This is a genomic window from Pseudomonas sp. Larv2_ips (genome assembly GCF_963879675.1).
Taxonomy (GTDB): domain Bacteria; phylum Pseudomonadota; class Gammaproteobacteria; order Pseudomonadales; family Pseudomonadaceae; genus Aquipseudomonas.
Genome location: NZ_CAWOAW010000014.1, coordinates 1,016,269 through 1,035,585 on the forward strand (window position 1 = coordinate 1,016,269; position 19,317 = coordinate 1,035,585).

At 58.9% G+C, this 19,317-nt stretch carries 16 protein-coding genes and 1 pseudogene; 14 read left to right on the forward strand and 3 right to left on the reverse strand.

Features of this window, described 5'->3' with window-relative positions:
• Nucleotides 1-10 precede the first annotated feature (10 nt).
• The 7 genes from AACV02_RS11205 (at nucleotide 11) to AACV02_RS11235 (ending at nucleotide 10,593) form a co-directional block, all read left to right on the forward strand.
• On the forward strand, nucleotides 11-2,842 hold the full coding sequence (locus AACV02_RS11205; protein ID WP_106576741.1) for a 2-oxoglutarate dehydrogenase E1 component: 2,832 nt from the start codon (nucleotides 11-13) through the stop codon (nucleotides 2,840-2,842).
• Between the two features lie 44 nt (nucleotides 2,843-2,886).
• Complete coding sequence (odhB, locus tag AACV02_RS11210; protein ID WP_106576740.1) at nucleotides 2,887-4,119, forward strand: 2-oxoglutarate dehydrogenase complex dihydrolipoyllysine-residue succinyltransferase; 1,233 nt, start codon at nucleotides 2,887-2,889, stop codon at nucleotides 4,117-4,119.
• Between the two features lie 99 nt (nucleotides 4,120-4,218).
• Nucleotides 4,219-5,655 (forward strand): dihydrolipoyl dehydrogenase, encoded by a 1,437-nt coding sequence (lpdA, locus tag AACV02_RS11215; protein WP_106576739.1) that lies wholly within the window; start codon nucleotides 4,219-4,221, stop codon nucleotides 5,653-5,655.
• Between the two features lie 202 nt (nucleotides 5,656-5,857).
• Nucleotides 5,858-7,024, forward strand: a complete 1,167-nt coding sequence (sucC, locus tag AACV02_RS11220) for an ADP-forming succinate--CoA ligase subunit beta (protein ID WP_003233235.1) — start codon at nucleotides 5,858-5,860, stop codon at nucleotides 7,022-7,024.
• Nucleotides 7,024-7,905 carry a succinate--CoA ligase subunit alpha gene (sucD, locus tag AACV02_RS11225; protein ID WP_003172813.1) on the forward strand — a complete coding sequence of 294 codons (882 nt, stop codon included), beginning with the start codon at nucleotides 7,024-7,026 and terminating at the stop codon, nucleotides 7,903-7,905. Before sucC ends, sucD begins: the two co-directional genes overlap by 1 nt.
• Nucleotides 7,906-8,323: 418 nt before the next feature.
• Complete coding sequence (gene brnQ, locus AACV02_RS11230; RefSeq protein WP_106576738.1) at nucleotides 8,324-9,637, forward strand: branched-chain amino acid transport system II carrier protein; 1,314 nt, start codon at nucleotides 8,324-8,326, stop codon at nucleotides 9,635-9,637.
• A gap of 215 nt (nucleotides 9,638-9,852) precedes the next feature.
• The gene (locus AACV02_RS11235; protein ID WP_119739564.1) at nucleotides 9,853-10,593 is read left to right on the forward strand and encodes a DUF599 domain-containing protein; all 741 of its coding nucleotides are present in this window, start codon (nucleotides 9,853-9,855) and stop codon (nucleotides 10,591-10,593) included.
• Nucleotides 10,594-10,695: 102 nt separating this feature from the next.
• Here the strand turns inward: AACV02_RS11235 and AACV02_RS11240 are convergent, their stop codons facing one another.
• Nucleotides 10,696-10,953 carry a hypothetical protein gene (locus AACV02_RS11240; protein WP_106576736.1) on the reverse strand — a complete coding sequence of 86 codons (258 nt, stop codon included), beginning with the start codon at nucleotides 10,951-10,953 and terminating at the stop codon, nucleotides 10,696-10,698.
• Nucleotides 10,954-11,111: 158 nt separating this feature from the next.
• Here AACV02_RS11240 and AACV02_RS11245 point away from each other — a divergent pair, with 158 nt between their 5' ends.
• The 4 genes from AACV02_RS11245 to AACV02_RS11260 all read left to right on the forward strand — a co-directional run bounded on the left by AACV02_RS11245 (nucleotide 11,112) and on the right by AACV02_RS11260 (nucleotide 14,825).
• Nucleotides 11,112-11,588, forward strand: a complete 477-nt coding sequence (locus AACV02_RS11245) for a PaaI family thioesterase (RefSeq protein WP_119739566.1) — start codon at nucleotides 11,112-11,114, stop codon at nucleotides 11,586-11,588.
• Entirely contained in the window at nucleotides 11,585-12,037 is a 453-nt protein-coding gene (locus tag AACV02_RS11250; RefSeq protein ID WP_106576734.1) for a PaaI family thioesterase, read from the forward strand. The genes AACV02_RS11245 and AACV02_RS11250 overlap by 4 nt, the downstream gene beginning before the upstream one ends.
• A gap of 89 nt (nucleotides 12,038-12,126) precedes the next feature.
• On the forward strand, nucleotides 12,127-14,031 hold the full coding sequence (gene htpG, locus AACV02_RS11255; RefSeq protein WP_119740803.1) for a molecular chaperone HtpG: 1,905 nt from the start codon (nucleotides 12,127-12,129) through the stop codon (nucleotides 14,029-14,031).
• A 65-nt stretch (nucleotides 14,032-14,096) separates the two neighbouring features.
• Nucleotides 14,097-14,825: a dienelactone hydrolase family protein gene (locus tag AACV02_RS11260; protein ID WP_106576733.1), complete on the forward strand. Its 729-nt coding sequence runs from the start codon at nucleotides 14,097-14,099 to the stop codon at nucleotides 14,823-14,825.
• Nucleotides 14,826-14,923: 98 nt separating this feature from the next.
• On the opposite strand, the gene AACV02_RS11265 is transcribed toward AACV02_RS11260, so the two are convergent.
• Both AACV02_RS11265 and AACV02_RS11270 read right to left on the reverse strand, forming a co-directional pair.
• Complete coding sequence (locus tag AACV02_RS11265) at nucleotides 14,924-15,790, reverse strand: pirin family protein (RefSeq protein WP_119739568.1); 867 nt, start codon at nucleotides 15,788-15,790, stop codon at nucleotides 14,924-14,926.
• Between the two features lie 64 nt (nucleotides 15,791-15,854).
• On the reverse strand, nucleotides 15,855-16,271 hold the full coding sequence (locus AACV02_RS11270) for an OsmC family protein (RefSeq protein WP_119739570.1): 417 nt from the start codon (nucleotides 16,269-16,271) through the stop codon (nucleotides 15,855-15,857).
• A gap of 142 nt (nucleotides 16,272-16,413) precedes the next feature.
• On the opposite strand from AACV02_RS11270, the gene AACV02_RS11275 reads away from it, so the two are divergent.
• The 3 genes and pseudogenes from AACV02_RS11275 to AACV02_RS30925 all read left to right on the forward strand — a co-directional run bounded on the left by AACV02_RS11275 (nucleotide 16,414) and on the right by AACV02_RS30925 (nucleotide 19,159).
• Nucleotides 16,414-17,436 carry an amidohydrolase family protein gene (locus tag AACV02_RS11275; protein WP_119739572.1) on the forward strand — a complete coding sequence of 341 codons (1,023 nt, stop codon included), beginning with the start codon at nucleotides 16,414-16,416 and terminating at the stop codon, nucleotides 17,434-17,436.
• A gap of 97 nt (nucleotides 17,437-17,533) precedes the next feature.
• Nucleotides 17,534-18,304 (forward strand): annotated as a pseudogene (locus tag AACV02_RS30920) (MCP four helix bundle domain-containing protein); the annotation flags it as partial.
• Nucleotides 18,296-19,159 (forward strand): methyl-accepting chemotaxis protein, encoded by an 864-nt coding sequence (locus AACV02_RS30925; protein ID WP_371924121.1) that lies wholly within the window; start codon nucleotides 18,296-18,298, stop codon nucleotides 19,157-19,159. The pseudogene AACV02_RS30920 and the gene AACV02_RS30925, both read left to right, overlap by 9 nt.
• Nucleotides 19,160-19,317: the final 158 nt, after the last annotated feature.

Sequence of the window (19,317 nt, forward strand, 5' to 3'; positions counted from 1 at the left end):
GTGACCAAGCATGCAAGAAAGCGTGATGCAGCGCATGTGGAACAGCGGCTATCTTTCAGGTGGTAACGCTGCCTATGTGGAAGAGCTTTATGAGCTCTACCTGCACGACCCTAACGCTGTGCCAGAAGAATGGCGCACCAAATTTCAGACGTTGTCTTCAGACGGCAACGCTGCCACCGATGTATCGCACGCAACAATTCGCGATCAGTTTGTGCTGCTGGCAAAGAACCAGCGCCGCGCTCAGCCGGTTTCCGCCGGGAGCGTGAGCAGCGAGCACGAGAAGAAGCAAGTTGAAGTACTGCGACTGATCCAGGCTTACCGGATGCGTGGCCACCAGGCGGCCCAGCTTGACCCGCTGGGGCTCTGGCAGCGTCCTGCACCTGCTGACCTGTCGATCAATCATTACGGCTTGACCAATGCCGATCTTGATACGACCTTCCGTGCCGGCGACCTGTTCATCGGCAAAGAGGAAGCGAGCCTACGCGAAATTCACGAAGCGTTGCAGCAGACATATTGCCGCACCATCGGCGCTGAATTTACGCACATCACCGATTCCGAGCAGCGCCACTGGTTCCAGCATCGTCTGGAAGGTGTGCGTGGCCGTCCGGTTTTGTCTGCCGACGTACGCAGCCACTTGCTGGAGCGCGTGACCGCAGCCGAAGGTCTCGAGAAATACCTGGGTACCAAATACCCGGGCACCAAACGTTTCGGCCTGGAAGGCGGCGAAAGCCTGATTCCAATGCTCGACGAGCTGATCCAGCGTTCCGGTTCCTACGGTACCAAGGAAATCGTGATCGGCATGGCTCACCGTGGTCGCCTGAACGTGTTGGTTAACACCTTCGGCAAGAACCCGCGCGAGCTGTTCGACGAGTTCGAAGGCAAGAAGAAGGTCGAGCTGGGTTCCGGTGACGTTAAATACCACCAGGGCTTCTCGTCCAACGTGATGACCACCGGCGGTGAAGTTCACCTGGCCATGGCCTTCAACCCATCCCACCTGGAAATCGTTTCTCCAGTGGTCGAGGGTTCGGTACGTGCTCGCCAGGATCGTCGCAACGATTCCACCGGTGAAAAGGTTCTGCCGATTTCCATCCACGGTGACGCGGCATTCGCCGGTCAAGGCGTGGTTCTGGAAACGTTCCAGATGTCGCAGACGCGCGGTTTCAAGACTGGCGGTACGGTTCACATCGTCATCAACAACCAGGTGGGTTTCACCATCAGCAACCCGCTGGACGCGCGCTCTACCGAGTACGCCACCGACGTTGCCAAGATGATCCAGGCGCCGATCCTCCATGTGAATGGTGATGATCCGGAAGCCGTGCTGTTCGTGACCCAACTGGCCATCGACTACCGCATGCAGTTCAAGCGTGACGTGGTGATCGACCTGGTCTGCTACCGTCGTCGCGGTCACAACGAAGCGGATGAGCCTAGCGGCACCCAGCCGTTGATGTACCAGCAAATCACCAAGCAGCGCACCACCCGTGAGCTGTACGCCGAAAGCCTGATCAAGGCCGGTGTGGTTGACGATGCGCGTGTTCAGGCGAAGATCGATGAATACCGCAACGCGCTGGACAACGGTCTGCACGTAGTAAAAAGCCTGGTTAAAGAGCCGAACAAAGAGCTGTTCGTTGACTGGCGTCCGTACCTGGGCCACGCCTGGACTGCGCGTCACGACACCTCGTTCGATCTGAAAACCCTGCAGGAACTGTCCGCCAAGCTGCTGGAAATTCCAGATGGCTTCGTGGTGCAGCGCCAGGTTGCGAAGATCTACGAAGACCGTCAGAAGATGCAAGCCGGCGGCCTGCCGATCAACTGGGGTTACGCTGAAACCATGGCGTACGCGACCCTGGCCTTCGAAGGTCACCCGATCCGCATGACCGGCCAGGACATCGGCCGCGGTACGTTCTCGCACCGCCACGCGGTATTGCACAACCAGAAAGACGCGGGCACCTACATCCCGTTGCAGAACCTGTACGAAGGCCAGCCACGTTTCGACCTGTACGATTCGTTCCTGTCCGAAGAAGCCGTACTGGCGTTCGAATATGGTTACTCGACCACCACGCCAAACGCGCTGGTGATCTGGGAAGCCCAGTTCGGCGACTTCGCCAACGGTGCCCAGGTGGTTATCGACCAGTTCATCACCAGCGGCGAGCACAAGTGGGGCCGTCTGTGCGGTCTGACCATGCTGCTGCCACACGGTTATGAAGGTCAGGGTCCGGAGCACTCTTCGGCCCGTCTGGAGCGTTACCTGCAGCTGTGCGCCGAGCACAACATCCAGGTGTGCGTGCCGACTACTCCGGCCCAGATCTACCACTTGCTGCGTCGCCAGGTGATCCGCCCGCTGCGCAAGCCGCTGGTAGTGCTGACCCCGAAATCGCTGTTGCGTCACAAATTGGCCATCTCGACCCTGGAAGATCTGGCCGACGGTTCGTTCCAGACCGTGATTCCAGAAATCGACACCCTGGACGCGGCCAAGGTCACTCGCCTGATCCTGTGCAGCGGCAAGGTTTACTACGACTTGCTGGAAAAACGCCGTGCCGAAGGCCGCGAAGACATCGCCATCGTGCGTATCGAGCAGCTTTACCCGTTCCCGGAAGACGACCTGATGGAGGCCATCGCGCCTTACACCAACCTCACCAACGTGGTGTGGTGTCAGGAAGAACCGATGAACCAGGGCGCGTGGTACAGCAGTCAGCATCACTTGCGTCGCAGCATCGGTAACCACAAAACAGGCCTTGGCCTTGAGTATGCCGGTCGTGATGCTTCTGCTGCACCTGCGTGTGGTTATGCGTCGATGCACGCCGAGCAGCAGGAAAAACTGCTGCAAGATGCTTTCACTGTTTAACGCCTTCGCGCTGACTGAAACCGAATTTTAAGGACCCACAGATAATGGCTATCGAAATCAAAGCCCCGTCATTCCCGGAATCGGTTGCCGATGGCACCGTTGCCACCTGGCACAAGAAACCAGGCGACGCCGTAAAGCGTGACGACCTGATCGTCGACATCGAGACCGACAAAGTCGTTCTGGAAGTGTTGGCTGAGGCTGACGGCGTACTGGGCGCAATCGTTGCCGAAGAAGGCGCTACCGTTCTGTCGAACCAGATCCTGGGCTCGATCGAAGAGGGCGGCGCTGCTGCTCCTGCTCCAGCCGCTGCCCCAGCCGCTGCTGCTGCACCGGCTGCTTCGGCTCCAGCTGCACCGGCTGCTGCTGGCGAAGATCCAATCGCTGCACCGGCTGCGCGTCAGCTGGCTGAAGAGAACGGCATCAACCTGGCGTCCATCAAGGGCACCGGCAAAGACGGCCGTGTCACCAAGGAAGACGTGGTGGCTGCAGTTGAAGCCAAGAAAAACGCTCCAGCTGCCGCACCTGCCAAGGCTGCTGCCCCGGCTGCCGCTGCGCCTGTGTTCGCCGCTGGCGACCGCACCGAGAAGCGTGTACCGATGACTCGCGTACGTGCCACCGTGGCCAAGCGCCTGGTCGAAGCACAGTCGAACATGGCGATGCTGACCACCTTCAACGAAGTCGACATGACCGAAGTCATGGCCCTGCGTTCGAAGTACAAGGACCTGTTCGAGAAGTCCCACAATGGCGTGCGCCTGGGCTTCATGTCGTTCTTCGTGAAAGCGGCCACCGAAGCGCTGAAACGCTTCCCGGCAGTCAACGCTTCGATCGACGGCAGCGACATCGTTTACCACGGCTATGCAGACATCGGCGTTGCCGTGTCCAGCGACCGTGGCCTGGTGGTACCGGTTCTGCGTAACGCCGAACTGATGAGCCTGGCTGAAATCGAAGGCGGCATCGCCGGCTTCGGCAAGAAAGCCCGTGACGGCAAGCTGACCATCGACGAGATGACCGGTGGTACCTTCACCATCACCAACGGTGGTACCTTCGGTTCGATGATGTCGACCCCGATCGTCAACCCGCCACAAGCTGCAATCCTGGGCATGCACAACATCATCCAGCGTCCGATGGCCATCAACGGCCAAGTCGTGATCCGCCCAATGATGTACCTGGCACTGTCTTACGATCACCGCCTGATCGATGGTAAAGAAGCCGTGACTTTCCTGGTGACCATCAAGAACCTGCTGGAAGACCCGGCTCGTCTGCTGCTGGACATTTAAAGACGCAGCGGCACGTTGCGAGCTACAAGCTGTAGGAAAAAGCAGCTTGGCTTGCGGCTTGTCGCTTGAAGCTTGTCGCTGAATAGAGGAACTATTTTCATGTCGCAGAAATTTGACGTTGTAGTGATTGGTGCAGGTCCTGGCGGCTACGTTGCCGCCATCAAGGCCGCACAACTGGGCCTCTCGACTGCTTGCATCGAAAAATACACCGACAAGGAAGGCAAACTGGCGCTGGGCGGTACTTGCCTGAACGTAGGTTGCATTCCTTCCAAGGCGCTGCTGGACAGCTCCTGGAAATTCCACGAAGCCCAGAGCGGTTTCGCGATCCACGGCATCAACCATGCTGGCGTGACCATGGACGTGCCAGCAATGGTCGGCCGTAAAGCCAACATCGTTAAAGGCCTGACTTCCGGCGTTGCCACCCTGTTCAAGGCCAACGGCGTTACGTCCCTGCAAGGTCACGGCAAACTGCTGGCCGGCAAGAAAGTTGAAATCACCAAGCCGGACGGTTCGGTAGAAGTCATCGAAGCCGAGAACGTGATCCTGGCTCCAGGCTCGCGTCCAATCGACATTCCACCGGCTCCAGTTGACCAGAACGTGATCGTTGATTCGACCGGCGCCCTGGAATTCCAAACTGTTCCAAAGCGTCTGGGCGTGATCGGCGCTGGCGTCATCGGTCTGGAGCTGGGTTCGGTATGGTCCCGCCTGGGTTCTGAAGTCACCGTTCTGGAAGCCCTGGACACGTTCCTGCTGGCTGCCGACACCGCGGTGTCCAAAGAAGCGCTGAAAACCCTGACCAAACAAGGTCTGGACATCAAGCTGGGCGCCCGTGTTACCGGTTCCAAGGTCAACGGCGAAGAAGTCGTGGTGACCTACACCGATAAAGAAGGCGAGCAGACCATCACCTTCGACAAGCTGATCGTAGCCGTTGGTCGCCGTCCAGTGACCACCGACTTGCTGGCTTCCGACAGCGGCGTGAACATCGACGAGCGTGGTTTCATCCACGTTGACGATCACTGCGCTACCACCGTGCCTGGCGTTTACGCCATCGGCGACGTGGTGCGCGGCATGATGCTGGCGCACAAGGCTTCCGAAGAAGGCATCATGGTTGTCGAGCGCATCAAGGGTCACAAAACCCAGATGAACTACGACCTGATCCCGTCCGTTATCTACACCCACCCGGAAATTGCATGGGTCGGCAAGAACGAACAGCAGTTGAAAGCTGAAGGCGTTGAAGTTAACGTCGGCACCTTCCCGTTTGCCGCTTCTGGCCGTGCCATGGCAGCCAACGACACCGGTGGTTTTGTCAAAGTCATCGCTGATGCCAAGACTGACCGCGTATTGGGCGTCCACGTGATTGGCCCGAGCGCTGCAGAACTGGTTCAGCAAGGCGCGATCGGTATGGAATTCGGCACCAGCGCCGAGGACCTGGGCATGATGGTCTTCTCCCATCCGACCCTGTCCGAAGCGCTGCATGAAGCCGCGTTGGCTGTGAATGGCGGCGCCATCCACATCGCCAACAAGAAGAAGCGCTAAGCGAGATAATAAGAAACCACGGCGGTTGCCCGTCGTGAGCCTTGCGCGCAAGACTCACCGCGGAATATCCGCTGGACGCAGTCTTGCGCAGCTTTACGGGCGTTAAGCCCTGGAAGTTGTGCAAGCAGCAGTCACAGGTGGCGCGGCACTCATAATGAGCGCAGCGCCGAATGCGCAGTACCTAACGAAGACGGTAAAAAGCATGAATCTTCACGAGTATCAGGGTAAGCAGCTGTTCGCTGAATACGGCCTGCCAGTATCCAAGGGTTACGCAGTAGACACCCCGGAAGCAGCAGCAGAAGCTTGCGACAAAATCGGTGGTACCGAGTGGGTTGTCAAAGCCCAGGTCCACGCTGGTGGTCGCGGTAAAGCGGGCGGCGTTAAGCTGGTTCGCAGCAAAGAAGACGCCAAGGCCTTCGCACAGCAGTGGCTGGGCAAGCGTCTGGTGACTTACCAGACTGATGCCAATGGCCAACCAGTCACCAAGATCCTGGTTGAATCGTGCACTGATATCGCTAAAGAGCTGTACCTGGGCGCTGTCGTTGACCGTTCGAGCCGTCGCATCGTGTTCATGGCTTCCACCGAAGGTGGCGTGGACATCGAGAAGATCGCTCACGAAACCCCAGAAAAAATTCTGAAAGCCACTATCGATCCACTGGTTGGCGCTCAGCCATTCCAGGGTCGCGAGCTGGCTTTCCAGCTGGGCCTGGAAGGCAAGCAAGTTGCCCAGTTCGCCAAGATCTTCGTAGGTCTGGCCAAACTGTTCCAGGATCACGATCTGGCCCTGCTGGAAGTGAACCCGCTGGTGATCAAGGCTGACGGCGATCTGCACTGCCTCGACGCCAAGATCAACATCGACGCCAACGCCATGTACCGTCAGCCTAAGCTGAAGACTTTCCACGATCCGTCGCAAGACGATCCGCGCGAAGCGCACGCTGCCAAGTTCGAACTGAACTACGTAGCGCTGGAAGGTAACATCGGTTGCATGGTCAACGGTGCTGGCCTGGCCATGGGTACCATGGACATCGTCAACCTGCATGGCGGCAAACCAGCCAACTTCCTCGACGTGGGCGGCGGTGCTACCAAAGAACGCGTGACCGAAGCGTTCAAGATCATCCTGTCCGACTCCAACGTCGCTGCAGTATTGGTTAACATCTTCGGCGGCATCGTTCGTTGCGACATGATTGCCGAAGGCATCATCGGTGCAGTGAAAGAAGTCGGCGTTAAAATCCCGGTTGTTGTTCGCCTTGAAGGTAACAACGCTGAACTGGGCGCTAAAGTACTGGCAGAAAGCGGTTTGAACATCATCGCGGCTACCAGCCTGACCGACGCTGCTCAACAAGTTGTCAAAGCTGCGGAGGGCAAATAATGAGCGTCCTGATCAATAAAGACACCAAAGTTATCTGCCAGGGTATTACCGGTTCGCAAGGTAGTTTCCACACCCAGCAAGCCATCGAATACGGCACCAAGATGGTTGGCGGCGTAACGCCGGGCAAAGGCGGCACCGAGCACCTGGGTCTGCCAGTGTTCAACACCGTGAAAGACGCTGTAGCTGCCACTGGCGCCACCGCCAGCGTGATCTACGTTCCAGCTCCTTTCTGCAAGGATTCCATCCTGGAAGCAGCATTCGGCGGCATCAAGCTGATCGTTTGCATCACCGAAGGCATTCCTACCCTGGACATGCTGGACGCTAAAGTTAAGTGCGACGAGCTGGGCGTAGTCCTGATCGGCCCTAACTGCCCAGGCGTGATCACCCCAGGCGAATGCAAGATCGGCATCATGCCAGGTCACATTCACTTGCCAGGCAAGGTCGGTATCGTTTCGCGTTCCGGCACCCTGACCTACGAAGCTGTGAAGCAAACTACTGACGCCGGTTTCGGTCAGTCGACTTGCGTCGGCATCGGCGGTGACCCGATCCCAGGCTCGAACTTCATCGACATCCTGAAGCTGTTCCAGGAAGACCCTAAGACCGAAGCGATCGTGATGATCGGTGAGATCGGCGGTTCGGCTGAAGAAGAAGCGGCTGCCTACATCAAGGCACACGTGACCAAGCCGGTTGTTTCCTACATCGCTGGTGTGACTGCCCCTGCGGGCAAGCGCATGGGCCATGCTGGCGCAATCATCTCTGGCGGCAAAGGCACTGCAGACGAGAAATTCGCTGCACTGCAAGACGCAGGCGTTAAAACCGTGCGTTCGCTGGCAGACATCGGCAAAGCCCTGGCTGAGCTGACGGGCTGGGCTGTCAAGTAAGCCTCGCGCTTAGCTGACGCTTTACCCACACAAAGGCCACCTTCGGGTGGCCTTTGTGCGTTCTAAAGATTGTTGAAGATCAAAATGTGCGAGCGGGCTTGCTCGCGAATGCGCAGGATCAGTCGGGAAATTGGGTACTGACAGACCGTATTCGCGAGCAAGCCCGCTCCCACATTGTTCTGTATTAACAACGTTAAGTATGAAAACGCGACATTTGGATGTCGCTTATCGGACAGTTCGCCCCGCAACAGTGCGTTTGTCAGCCCAATTCTGTACTCTAGCCGCCTCTTTATGCGTCCGCATCCCAAAAGGAAGCCGCGCGCCAGACCGGTCGGTCCCCATAAGGACCGGCAGCAGTTCCCTCATCCACAGGGAATCCCTCTCTAAATTCCGATTCAGTAGTGTGGTATTTCCTGAAATGAAAGTGTTGAAAAGCCAGGATATCCTGGCGTTAGGCTTTATGACTTTTGCCCTGTTCGTGGGCGCCGGCAACATCATTTTCCCGCCCATCGTTGGTTTGCAGTCCGGGCCTCACGTCTGGATGGCAGCGCTGGGCTTCCTGATCACCGCGGTCGGTCTGCCGGTGGTCACCGTCATCGCCCTGGCCAAGGTCGGCGGCGGTATGGACGCGTTGAGCAGCCCGATCGGCAAGATCGCCGGCGGCCTGCTCGCGGCGGCGGCATACCTGGCGGTAGGGCCGCTGTTCGCCACCCCGCGTACCGCGACCGTTTCGTTTGAAGTGGGCCTGGCGCCGCTGACCGGCGAAAGCCCGCTGGCGCTGTTCCTCTACAGCTCGGTGTATTTCCTGGTGGTGTTCTTCGTGTCCCTGTACCCGGGCCGCCTGCTGGACACTGTCGGTCGCTTCCTGGCGCCACTGAAAATCATCGCCCTGGCCATTCTCGGCATCGCTGCATTTGCCCTGCCGGCCGGTGATGTCGGCGTGGCGACACCGGAGTACGTGGCCGCACCGTTCTCCCAAGGCTTCATCAATGGTTACCTGACCATGGATACCCTGGGCGCGCTGGTGTTCGGGATCGTCATCGTCAATGCCATCCGTTCCCGTGGCGTCGAATCGCCACAGCTGATCACCCGCTACGCAATCATTGCCGGGTTGATTGCCGGCGTGGGCCTGGCGCTGGTGTACGTCAGCCTGTTCCGCCTGGGCTCGGGCAGCCATGCCGTGGCCGCCGGTGCGAGCAACGGTGCGGCGGTGCTGCACGCTTACGTGCAACACACGTTCGGCTCTCTGGGCAGCGGCTTCCTCGCCGTGTTGATCTCCCTGGCGTGCCTGGTCACCGCTGTGGGCCTGACCTGCGCGTGTGCCGAGTACTTCAGCAAAATCCTGCCGCTGTCCTACAAGACGCTGGTAGTGATCCTGGCGCTGTTCTCGCTGTTTGTGTCCAACCTGGGCCTGACCAAGCTGATCGCCTTCTCGATTCCGGTGCTTACCGCAATCTACCCGCCGTGCATCGTGCTGGTGGCCCTGAGCTTCTGCAAAGACTTCTGGCTGGAGCAGGGCCGTATCGTTGGCCCGGTAATGCTGGTGTCGTTCATCTTTGGTTGCATCGATGCGCTCAAGGGCGCGGGCCTGGCCGATTGGTTGCCTGCCCAGCTGGCGCACCTGCCGCTGAGCGAGCAAGGCCTGGCATGGCTGGTGCCGTCGGTGATGACGCTGGTCGTTGCATTTGTGGTTGATCGCATGCTCGGCAAGCGTAGCGAAGCCATCGCGTAAAGAGCAGTTTCACGCGGCATCGAAATGCCCCGTATCAATCGATACGGGGCATTTTTTATGCCTGTGAGACTACTCCCCTCTAAAGTTGAAGCACGGTCAGTGTGGGAGCTCGTTTGCCTGCGATTGCTGCATCACCCGATCTACCGCTCTCGCAGGCAAGCCAGCGCCCACATTTGAACCGAGTTCGTCCCCATTCACTGCGTATAAGGCCCAGCATGTCGTTCATCGAAACCCATCAGGTCCACCTGCTCGCCGCCCTCTGGTTCGTCCTGTGCTGGGGGGGTTACACCCGATACGCCACTTGGAAAGCCCGTGACACCGCCTGCCTGGCCAGCGTGCTGCATTTGTATCGTGAGGACTGGATGCGCCGCATGTTGCTGCGCGACAACCGCATCGCCGACGCCAGCGTGATCGGCAACCTGGAGCGCAACGCTTCGTTCTTCGCCTCCAGCACGTTGATCATCCTCGCCGGCATTCTTACCGTGCTCGGTGCGTCCGAGCGGGCGGTATCGTTGCTGGCGGACATACCCATGGTGCAGCAGGCGTCCCAAGGCATGTCGGAAATCAAGCTGCTGTGCCTGGCGCTGGTGTTCGTCTACGCGTTTTTCACCTTCAGCTGGTGCATGCGCCAATACAACTTTGCCGCGGTGCTGGTGGGGTCGGCGCCGATGATCGGTGAGCGGCATGTATCGGAGCAGGAGCGCAAAGCGTTTGCGTTGCGAGCAGCCAGAGTGATCTCCATGGCCGCCAACCAATTCAACTTTGGCCTGCGCGCTTATTATTTCGGCATGACCATGCTCGCCTGGTTTGTCAGCCCCTGGTTGTTCATGTTGATGAGCGGTGGGGTAGTGGTGGTGTTGTACCGTCGGGAGTTTCATTCCGACGTACTGCAGGTGATGGTCTATACCCCGACCGATACGCCGGCATCCGAAGTGGCTAAAGACGCAGTGTCTTAACTAGGGCGTCCGGTTAGTCCAACTTTCGACCCGCGCATAAACAGCAGGCAAAGAAAAGCCCGCTATGTAAGCGGGCTTTCTTTCGCAGCACTTGCCAGGCTATTAAGGCTTGGCAGGTGCTACTGGAGTAGCGGTACCGTCTTCTTTCGCTTTTTCAGCGTTTGCATCAGCCTGAGCTTTGGCAGCATCGGCGTTTTCTTTTGCAGCGTCGTTCACTTTATCCTGTGCTTTCGCCATGTCCTTCTGAGCTTGCTCAGAATGCGACTGTGCATCTTGGGCTTTGTCTTCGGATTTTTTATCGCAGGCAGCGAGGCCGAGGGCAGCGGCGAGCATCATGGAAATAGCTAAAGTCTTGCGCATGGGGTGTTTCTCCTTATTGAAGATATCTACTGGCCTTTCGAGCCTAGGGGGTCAGCATTAGTTCCTTTTATTCCCCAGATATATAAACACCGGTGATCAAGGAACTTTCAACCGCACGACATACTCCGCGGATCAACACTAATAAGAGTCTAGACCACATGACCGAAAATCCCCTGTTAGCCCGTGCCACGCGCTTTGTTTCGGCGCTGCGCCATTGCCAGGTGCTGGGCATCACCGTCCATGCTGCCAGCGACGAAGGCATGACGCTGTGCCTGCCGTACGGCCCGCATATCGTCGGTGATCCCCAGACCGGCGTGATTCACGGCGGCGCATTGACCTCCTTGATGGACACGGCCTGCGGCATGGCAACCCTGTGTGTATTGCCCGAGTTCGAGGTGTGCCCAACCCTGGACCTGCGCGTTGACTACATGCACCCCGCCGAACCGCACACACCGGTTTATGGCTTTGCGCAATGTTACCGAGTGACCACCGACGTGATCTTCACCCGTGGTTTCGCTTATCAGGACGACCCGCAACAGCCGATCGCCCATGTGGTGGGCACATTCATGCGCATGGGCAAGCGCCTCAAGGGCACCCAAGGGCTGGGCAGCACCATCAAGGGAGAGCGAGCATGACACACCGATTCAAAACCCGTCTCGAACAGGCCCATGAGCGCGGTAACTATGAAGCGCTGCTCGACCTGATTCCCTACGCCAAGCTGATCGGCATTGAGTGCACGCGTCTGGGAGATGAATTGCTGTTTCGTATGCCGGCCAACAAGGACAACATTGGTAACCCGATATTGCCGGCGCTGCACGGTGGCGTGATTGCCGGGTTCATGGAGTTGTCGGCGGCGTTGCACCTGCTGGTGTTTACCGGCTCGCCCGGCATTCCGAAAATCATCGACTTTTCCCTCGATTACCTGCGCGCCGGCCAGTTTCGCGACACTTACGCCAAATGCCAGGTATGGCGCCAGGGCCGCCGAGTTGCCAATGTGGCGATCACCGCCTGGCAAAGTACCCCGGCCGAACCGATTGCCACCGCCCGTGCACATTTCAAGATCGAGGAATCGGCGCGCCCTTGAAATCCTGGTCTTAGCCCCCAACTTTGATGACAACCCGCCGCCAACCCTCAAGGGCGCGGCCACTGCCATCCAATTGGAGTTTGATGACCATGAGTGTGGAAACTCAAAAGGAAACCCTGGGCTTCCAGACCGAGGTGAAGCAGCTGCTGCACCTCATGATCCATTCGCTGTATTCCAACAAGGAAATCTTCCTTCGCGAATTGATCTCGAACGCCTCAGACGCTGTCGACAAATTACGTTTCGAAGCCCTGTCCAAGCCTGAGTTGCTGGAAGGTGGCGCCGAACTGAAAATCCGTGTGAGCTTCGACAAAGACGCCAAGACCGTCACCCTCGAAGACAACGGCATCGGCATGAGCCGCGAAGACGCGATCACCCATTTGGGCACTATCGCCAAATCCGGCACCGCCGATTTCATGAAAAACCTGTCGGGCGACCAGAAAAAAGATTCGCACCTGATCGGCCAATTCGGCGTGGGCTTCTACTCGGCCTTCATCGTCGCCGACAAGGTTGAAGTGTTCAGCCGTCGCGCCGGCCTCGACGCCAGCGAAGGCGTGCACTGGTCCTCCAAAGGTGAGGGCGAGTTCGAAATCGCCACCATCGACAAGGCTGACCGCGGCACCCGCATCGTGCTGCACCTCAAATCCGGTGAAGATGAATTCGCCGACGGTTACCGCCTGCGTAACATCATCAAGAAGTACTCCGACCATATTGCTTTGCCAATCGAACTGCCTAAAGAACAGGCGGCTGTCGAGGGCGAAGACAAACCTGCCCAGGAATGGGAAGTGGTCAACCGTGCCAGCGCCCTGTGGACCCGCCCTCGCACCGAGGTGAAGGACGAGGAGTACCAGGAGTTCTACAAGCACATCGCTCACGACTACGAAAACCCGCTGAGCTGGAGCCACAACAAGGTCGAAGGCAAGCTGGAATACAGCTCGCTGCTTTACGTACCGGCCCGTGCGCCGTTCGACCTGTATCAGCGTGAAGCGCCAAAAGGCCTGAAACTGTACGTGCAGCGCGTGTTCGTGATGGACCAGGCGGAATCCTTCCTGCCGTTGTACCTGCGCTTCATCAAGGGTGTGGTCGACTCCAACGACCTGTCGTTGAACGTGTCGCGCGAAATCCTGCAGAAAGACCCGATCATCGACTCCATGAAGTCGGCGCTGACCAAGCGCGTACTCGACATGCTGGAGAAACTGGCGAAGAACGAGCCAGAGCAATACAAGAGCTTCTGGAAAAACTTCGGCCAGGTCATGAAAGAAGGCCCGGCGGAAGATTTTGCCAACAAGGAAAAAATCGCCGGCCTGCTGCGCTTTGCGTCCACCCTGGGTAATGACGGTGAGCAGGTTGTGTCGCTGGCCGAATACCTGGCGCGCGCCAAGGAAGGTCAGGACAAGATCTACTACCTGACCGGTGAAACCTACGCGCAGGTCAAAAACAGCCCGCACCTGGAAGTCTTCCGCAAGAAAGGCATCGAAGTGCTGCTGCTGACCGACCGTATCGATGAGTGGCTGATGAGCTACCTCAGCGAGTTCGACGGCAAGACCTTCGTCGACGTGGCCCGTGGTGACGTGGACCTGGGTAACCTGGACTCCGAAGAGGAGAAAAAAGAAGCCGAAGAAGTCGCCAAGTCCAAAGAAGGCCTGGTTGAACGAATCAAGACCGCCTTGGGCGATGCCGTCAGCGAAGTGCGGGTTTCCCACCGTCTGACCGACTCGCCGGCGATCCTGGCCATTGGCGAGCAGGACCTGGGCATGCAGATGCGTCAGATCCTCGAAGCCAGCGGTCAGAAGGTTCCGGATTCCAAGCCGATCTTCGAATTCAACCCGGCTCACCCGCTGATCGAGAAACTCGATGGCGAGCAAAGCGAAGAGCGTTTTGGCGACCTGTCGCACATCCTCTTCGACCAGGCGGCGCTCGCCGCTGGCGACAGCCTGAAAGACCCGGCCGCCTACGTGCGCCGACTGAACAAGCTGTTGGTTGAACTGTCGGTTTAACACCGTTGTAGAAAAACCCGCTTCGGCGGGTTTTTTCGTTCTACGCATCTCAACTGGAGTAAATGATGAGCCAAGTCACTGTGCGTTCCGTGGTCTATCAGATTGATGGCCAGTCTTATGAAAGCCGCCTGGCGTTCGATGCCAGCCACCAGGGCCCGCTGCCGGGTCTGCTGATGGCGCCGAACTGGATGGGTGTGAGTGCAGGAGCTGAAGAAATTGCCAAAAGCGTGGCTGCCAAGGGCTACGTGGTGCTGATCGCCGACCTGTACGGCCAAACCGTGCGCCCCTCCAATGGCGATGAAGCCGGCGCGGCCATGATGCCGTTGAAGAATGATCGCCCGTTGCTGAACAAGCGCATGCAGGCGGCCTTCGAGCAACTGCAAGGCCAGACCGAGGCGGCGGTGGATACCTCCAGGCTTGCGACCTTTGGTTTCTGCTTCGGCGGTTGCTGCTCCCTGGAGCTGGCGCGTACCGGCGCCCCGTTGAAGGCCGCCGTGTCGTTCCACGGCACCCTCGACACGCCGAACCCGGCCGATGCGAAGAACATCAAGGGCTCGGTGTTGGTGCTGCACGGTGCGTCCGATCCCTTGGTGCCGAAAGAGCAACTGCCAGCGTTTGAAGATGAAATGAACGCGGCCGGTGTGGATTGGCAACTGCTGAGCTACGGCGGCGCCGTGCATTCCTTCACCGACCCGCACGCCAATGTGCCGGGCAAGATGATGTATGACGCAAAGACCGCTGCGCGTGCGTTCCAGTCGATGCACAACTTGCTGGATGAAGTGTTCAAGGGCTGAATCTTCGGCGCCTGTCAGGGTTTCATCGGGGGCCAAGCCCCTCCCACACTTGAAGTGTGAATACATTCAAAATGTGGGAGGGGCCTTGCCCCCGATGGCTATCTCCCAGGCAACTCAATTCTTTCAGTTTCCCCCGGCACCGTCGGCCAATCCCCGGCCGCCCATCGTTGCCGCGCCTGTTCGATCATCGCCGGGTCGCTCGCGACAAAATTCCAATTGATCCGCCGTGGCCCGTCCAACTGCGCGCCGCCAAACACCACCAGGTGGCAATCACTTTCAGCAAACAGCGTCATTTCCTGGCCGGCAGGCAGCACCGCCAGGCTATGCACCGCCAAGGCCTCACCGTCCAACTGCGCTTCGCCCTCCAGCACATACACCGCCCGTTCCTCGTATTCATCCGGGATCAGCAGCGTCGTGGCCGTCTGCATCTGCACGTCGGCATACACGGTGGGCGAGAGCACCGGCACGGGCGATTTGAGGCAGAAGCCGGCGCCTGCGATCAGGCGAATCTGCACGCCCAGGTTGTCGCTGACCGGTAAGCTCGCCGCCGCGTGATGGCTGTAATGCCCGGGTCCGGTTTCATGGTCCTTGGGGGAGGCCAGCCACACTTGCAGCCCATGCAGGCTGAAACCGTCGGCCTTGAGCGCCGCAGGCGTGCGTTCAACGTGGGCGATCGCGCTGCCGGCGGTCATCCAGCTGACGTCGCCGGCCTGCACCACCTGGTCCGAGCCGAGACTGTCCTTGTGTTGCAACGCGCCCTCAAACAAATAGGTCAGCGTGGACAACCCGATATGCGGGTGCTGGCGGATGTTCATGCCGGTACCCGGCGCATAGCGCGTGAGAAGCATGTGATCGAAAAACACGAAAGGCCCGACGCTGCGGCATTCGCGTGATGGCAGCGGGCGCAGGATCGGCTGGCCCTCGACCTCTTCGGCGCGCGGGCGGATCACGGTGAGGATGGGCATGGTGAGTCCCTGTCTGAGCGGGTTAGGGGAACAAGAGCATAACCCGCTCGACGGGAGGTTGGGGCTATTGGCTGAAAGCGCCTTCGGACAACGTGGTCTCGATGGTGACCTCGGCGGTGGTCATCAGTTTGTGCACCGGGCAGCGGTCGGCCACGCGGTGCAGCTCGTCGCGCTGCGCGTCGGTGAGCACGCCCTTGAGGGTCAGCTTGACGTTGAGTTTGTATTTGCCTTTTTGCTCCTCGGTGCTGTCATGGGTGACTTCAACGGTCACGCCGGTCAGCGGAATATCTTTTTTCTGGGCGTAGAGCTTGACGGTCAACGCCTTGCACGAGGCCAGGGCAGCATCGAAATAGTCGTGGGGGGAGGGCGCCGAGTCGTCGCCGCCCAGGCTCTTGGGCAGGTCGGTGAACAGTTCGTGGTTATTGATATTCACACTGTGGCGAAAGTTGTCGTGGTTCAGGGTGTTGACGGTAACAGGCATGGTGAACCTCACAAGGTTGGCAGGATGAAGGTCATGCAGTTATAGAACATGCTGGCACTTAGGTGTTCCGCGTTTTTCGGCCGATGAACCGTGGCGCAGTGCACACGGTCTACCCGTTCTTAGCCAATAGCGAGGTTTTACCGTGCCCCTGACCCGCCTGAGTGTCGCCCTGCTGCTCGCCGCCGCCAGCGTTGCGGTGCAGGCGCGCGACTATGCCTACAGCGACGCGCACCTGCACTACGTGGATTTTTTCCAGGAAACGGCGGGCATGGATACATTGCTCAAGGCGATGGCCGACGCCCACATCGAACACGTGATGATTTCCGGTATTCCCGTCGCCAAAAAATGGCACGAAGACGAACCCAAGCGCCCGCGTTACTACGCCGGTGACGATGCCGATGCCTATTGGTACAGCGCCACTGACGTAATCGTTGCGGCTGCGGTGAACAAACTCACGCCTGAGCAGCGTCGGCACTTTCACCCGTTTTTATCCGGCTTCAACCCTAACGACAAAAACTCCGCGGCCCATATCCAGCGCATGCTGGATCTCAACCCCGGGCTTTGGCAGGGCATCGGTGAGGTGTTCACGCGCCATGATGACCTCACCGCCTTGACCGCTGGCGACACCCCGCGCGCCAACAACGAAGCCATGACGCGCATCTATCACCTCGCCGCCGAAAACGATCTGCCGGTGATGCTGCACGCCAACATTACGTCCAAGCGCGAGCGCAACCCGCTGTACCTGCCGGAGGTGGAAGAATCACTGCGCAACCACCCGCACACCCGCTTTATCTGGGCCCATGCCGGCACCAGCAAAGAGATTCATCGTCATCAGGTGCAGATGGACTTTCTTCTGCCGACCTTGAGCCGCCTGCTTGAGGCATACCCCAATCTCTACATTGACCTGTCCTGGAGCATGCTCAGGCCGTACTTGCTCGATGAGGCGGGCAAGCCTCGGCCCGAGTGGGTAAAGCTGGTAGAGCGCTTCCCGGAGCGTTTTATGCTGGGTTCGGATGTTGTAGGGCGCTTCAACAAGCTCGGTAAGGAAATGCATCGCTTTGCACCCTTTCTCGACGCACTGCCCGAGGAGGTAGCCCGCAAGGTGGCGCGAGACAACTTCCTGGCGGTTCTGCCGAAATCAGCTCGCGATGAGCAGGCACATTGATATCGCCTTTTCGTCTTACGCAATATTGACCACGGGCCGATACCTTTCAGGAGACCCGCTGCAGGTGGATGCAGCGCATTTGGAAGGAATCCAGGCAATGAGTATCCGTAGTCTGAATATCGCCCCCCGCGCCGGTTTGGGCTTTGGCGTGCTGGCAATGATGGTGTTCGCCTTGGGCGGCTTTGCCCTGTTGCAGATGGCCAATATGCGCCAGCAGTCGGATCAGGTCGAAAACAACTGGCTGCCCAGCGTGATGGCGGTGGGGGAGATGAGCCAGGACCTGTTGCGGGTGCGTGCGCTGACCCTGCGCTTGCTGGTCAATCGTGACCCACAGGCGCTGGCGCAGAACGAGCAGAAGCTCACCGAGCTCAAAAGTGGCCTGCACCATGCGCAAACCCTCTATGAAGCGCTGATTGTGTTGCCCGAAGAACGCACGCTGTTTGATCGCTTCAAGGCCGAGGAGCAGCAATACCTGCAGCGCCAGGAACAGGTCATGGCGTTCTCCAAGACCGATCAATTGCAAGACGCGATCAAGGTGGTCAACGGCGAGATGAATCAACTTGCCGATGAGATGGCCGGGACGTTGCACGACCTGGTGGCCTTGAACAAGGCCAGTGCCAATCAGGCTGCGAGCCTGGCGCAACGGGTGTTCGCTCAATCTCGCACTTGGGTGGTCGGCATGATCGTGGTCACCGCGCTGATCACCATCGGGCTGGCGGTGTGGCTGACTCGCAGTATCGTGCTGCCGCTGGCACAGTCGTTGAAAATCGCCCAAGGCGTGGCCAGTGGCGACTTGACGGGTGAAATCAGCGTGACGGGCAGCGACGAGCCGGCGCGTTTGCAGCAAGCGCTCAAAGGCATGCAGGAGAACCTGCGCGATACCATTCGGCGCATTGCCGAATCGTCCAACCAATTGGCCTCGGCGTCCGAGGAGCTCAGTTGCGTCACTGAAGACGCTACCCGCGGCTTGCACCAGCAGAATCAGGAAATCGAACAGGCGGCGACGGCGGTTAATCAGATGACGGCGGCGGTGGAGGAGGTGGCGAGCAACGCCGTGGCGACGTCACAAGCCTCCCGTGAGTCCGACCGCATTGCCCAGCATGGGCGTGAACAGGTGCACCAGACGGTCGAGTCGATCGAGGCCCTGGCCACGGATGTGACCGCCAATGCGACCCAGGTCGAGGAACTGGCGCAAAAGGTGTATGGCATCAGCAAAGTGCTGGATGTGATTCGCTCAATTGCCGAACAGACAAATTTGCTGGCCTTGAATGCAGCCATTGAAGCGGCCCGTGCCGGCGACGCCGGGCGTGGGTTTGCGGTGGTCGCCGATGAAGTGCGGGCCTTGGCCCACCGCACGCAACAGTCGACCCAGGAAATCGAGCAAATGATCAGCGCCATTCAACAGGGCACCGATCAGGCCGTGAGTTCGATGCAGCAGAGCAATACGCGGGCACGGTCCACGCTGGGCATCGCCAAGTCGGCGGGCACTGCGCTCGAAGAGATTGCGTCCGCGTTTACCCTGATCAACGAGCGGAACCTGGTAATTGCCAGCGCGTCGGAGCAGCAGGCCGCGGTGGCGCGCGAGGTGGATCGCAACTTGATGAATATTCGCGATTTAGCGCATCAGACGTCAACCGGGGCAAACCAGACCAGTGCGGCGAGCCAGGAATTGTCGCGGTTGGCGGTGGACCTGAACACGATGGTGGCGCGGTTTTCGGTATAGGGCCATACACCGAGTTAACGCCATCGCAGGCAAGCCAGCTCCCAGATTTGACTGCGTTCACACATCAAAGTGTGGGGGCTGGCTTGCCTGCGATGCGGCTACTCGGCCTCAAATCCAGCCACGCATAAAGAAGCCCCGAACCAGTCGGGGCTTTTCAC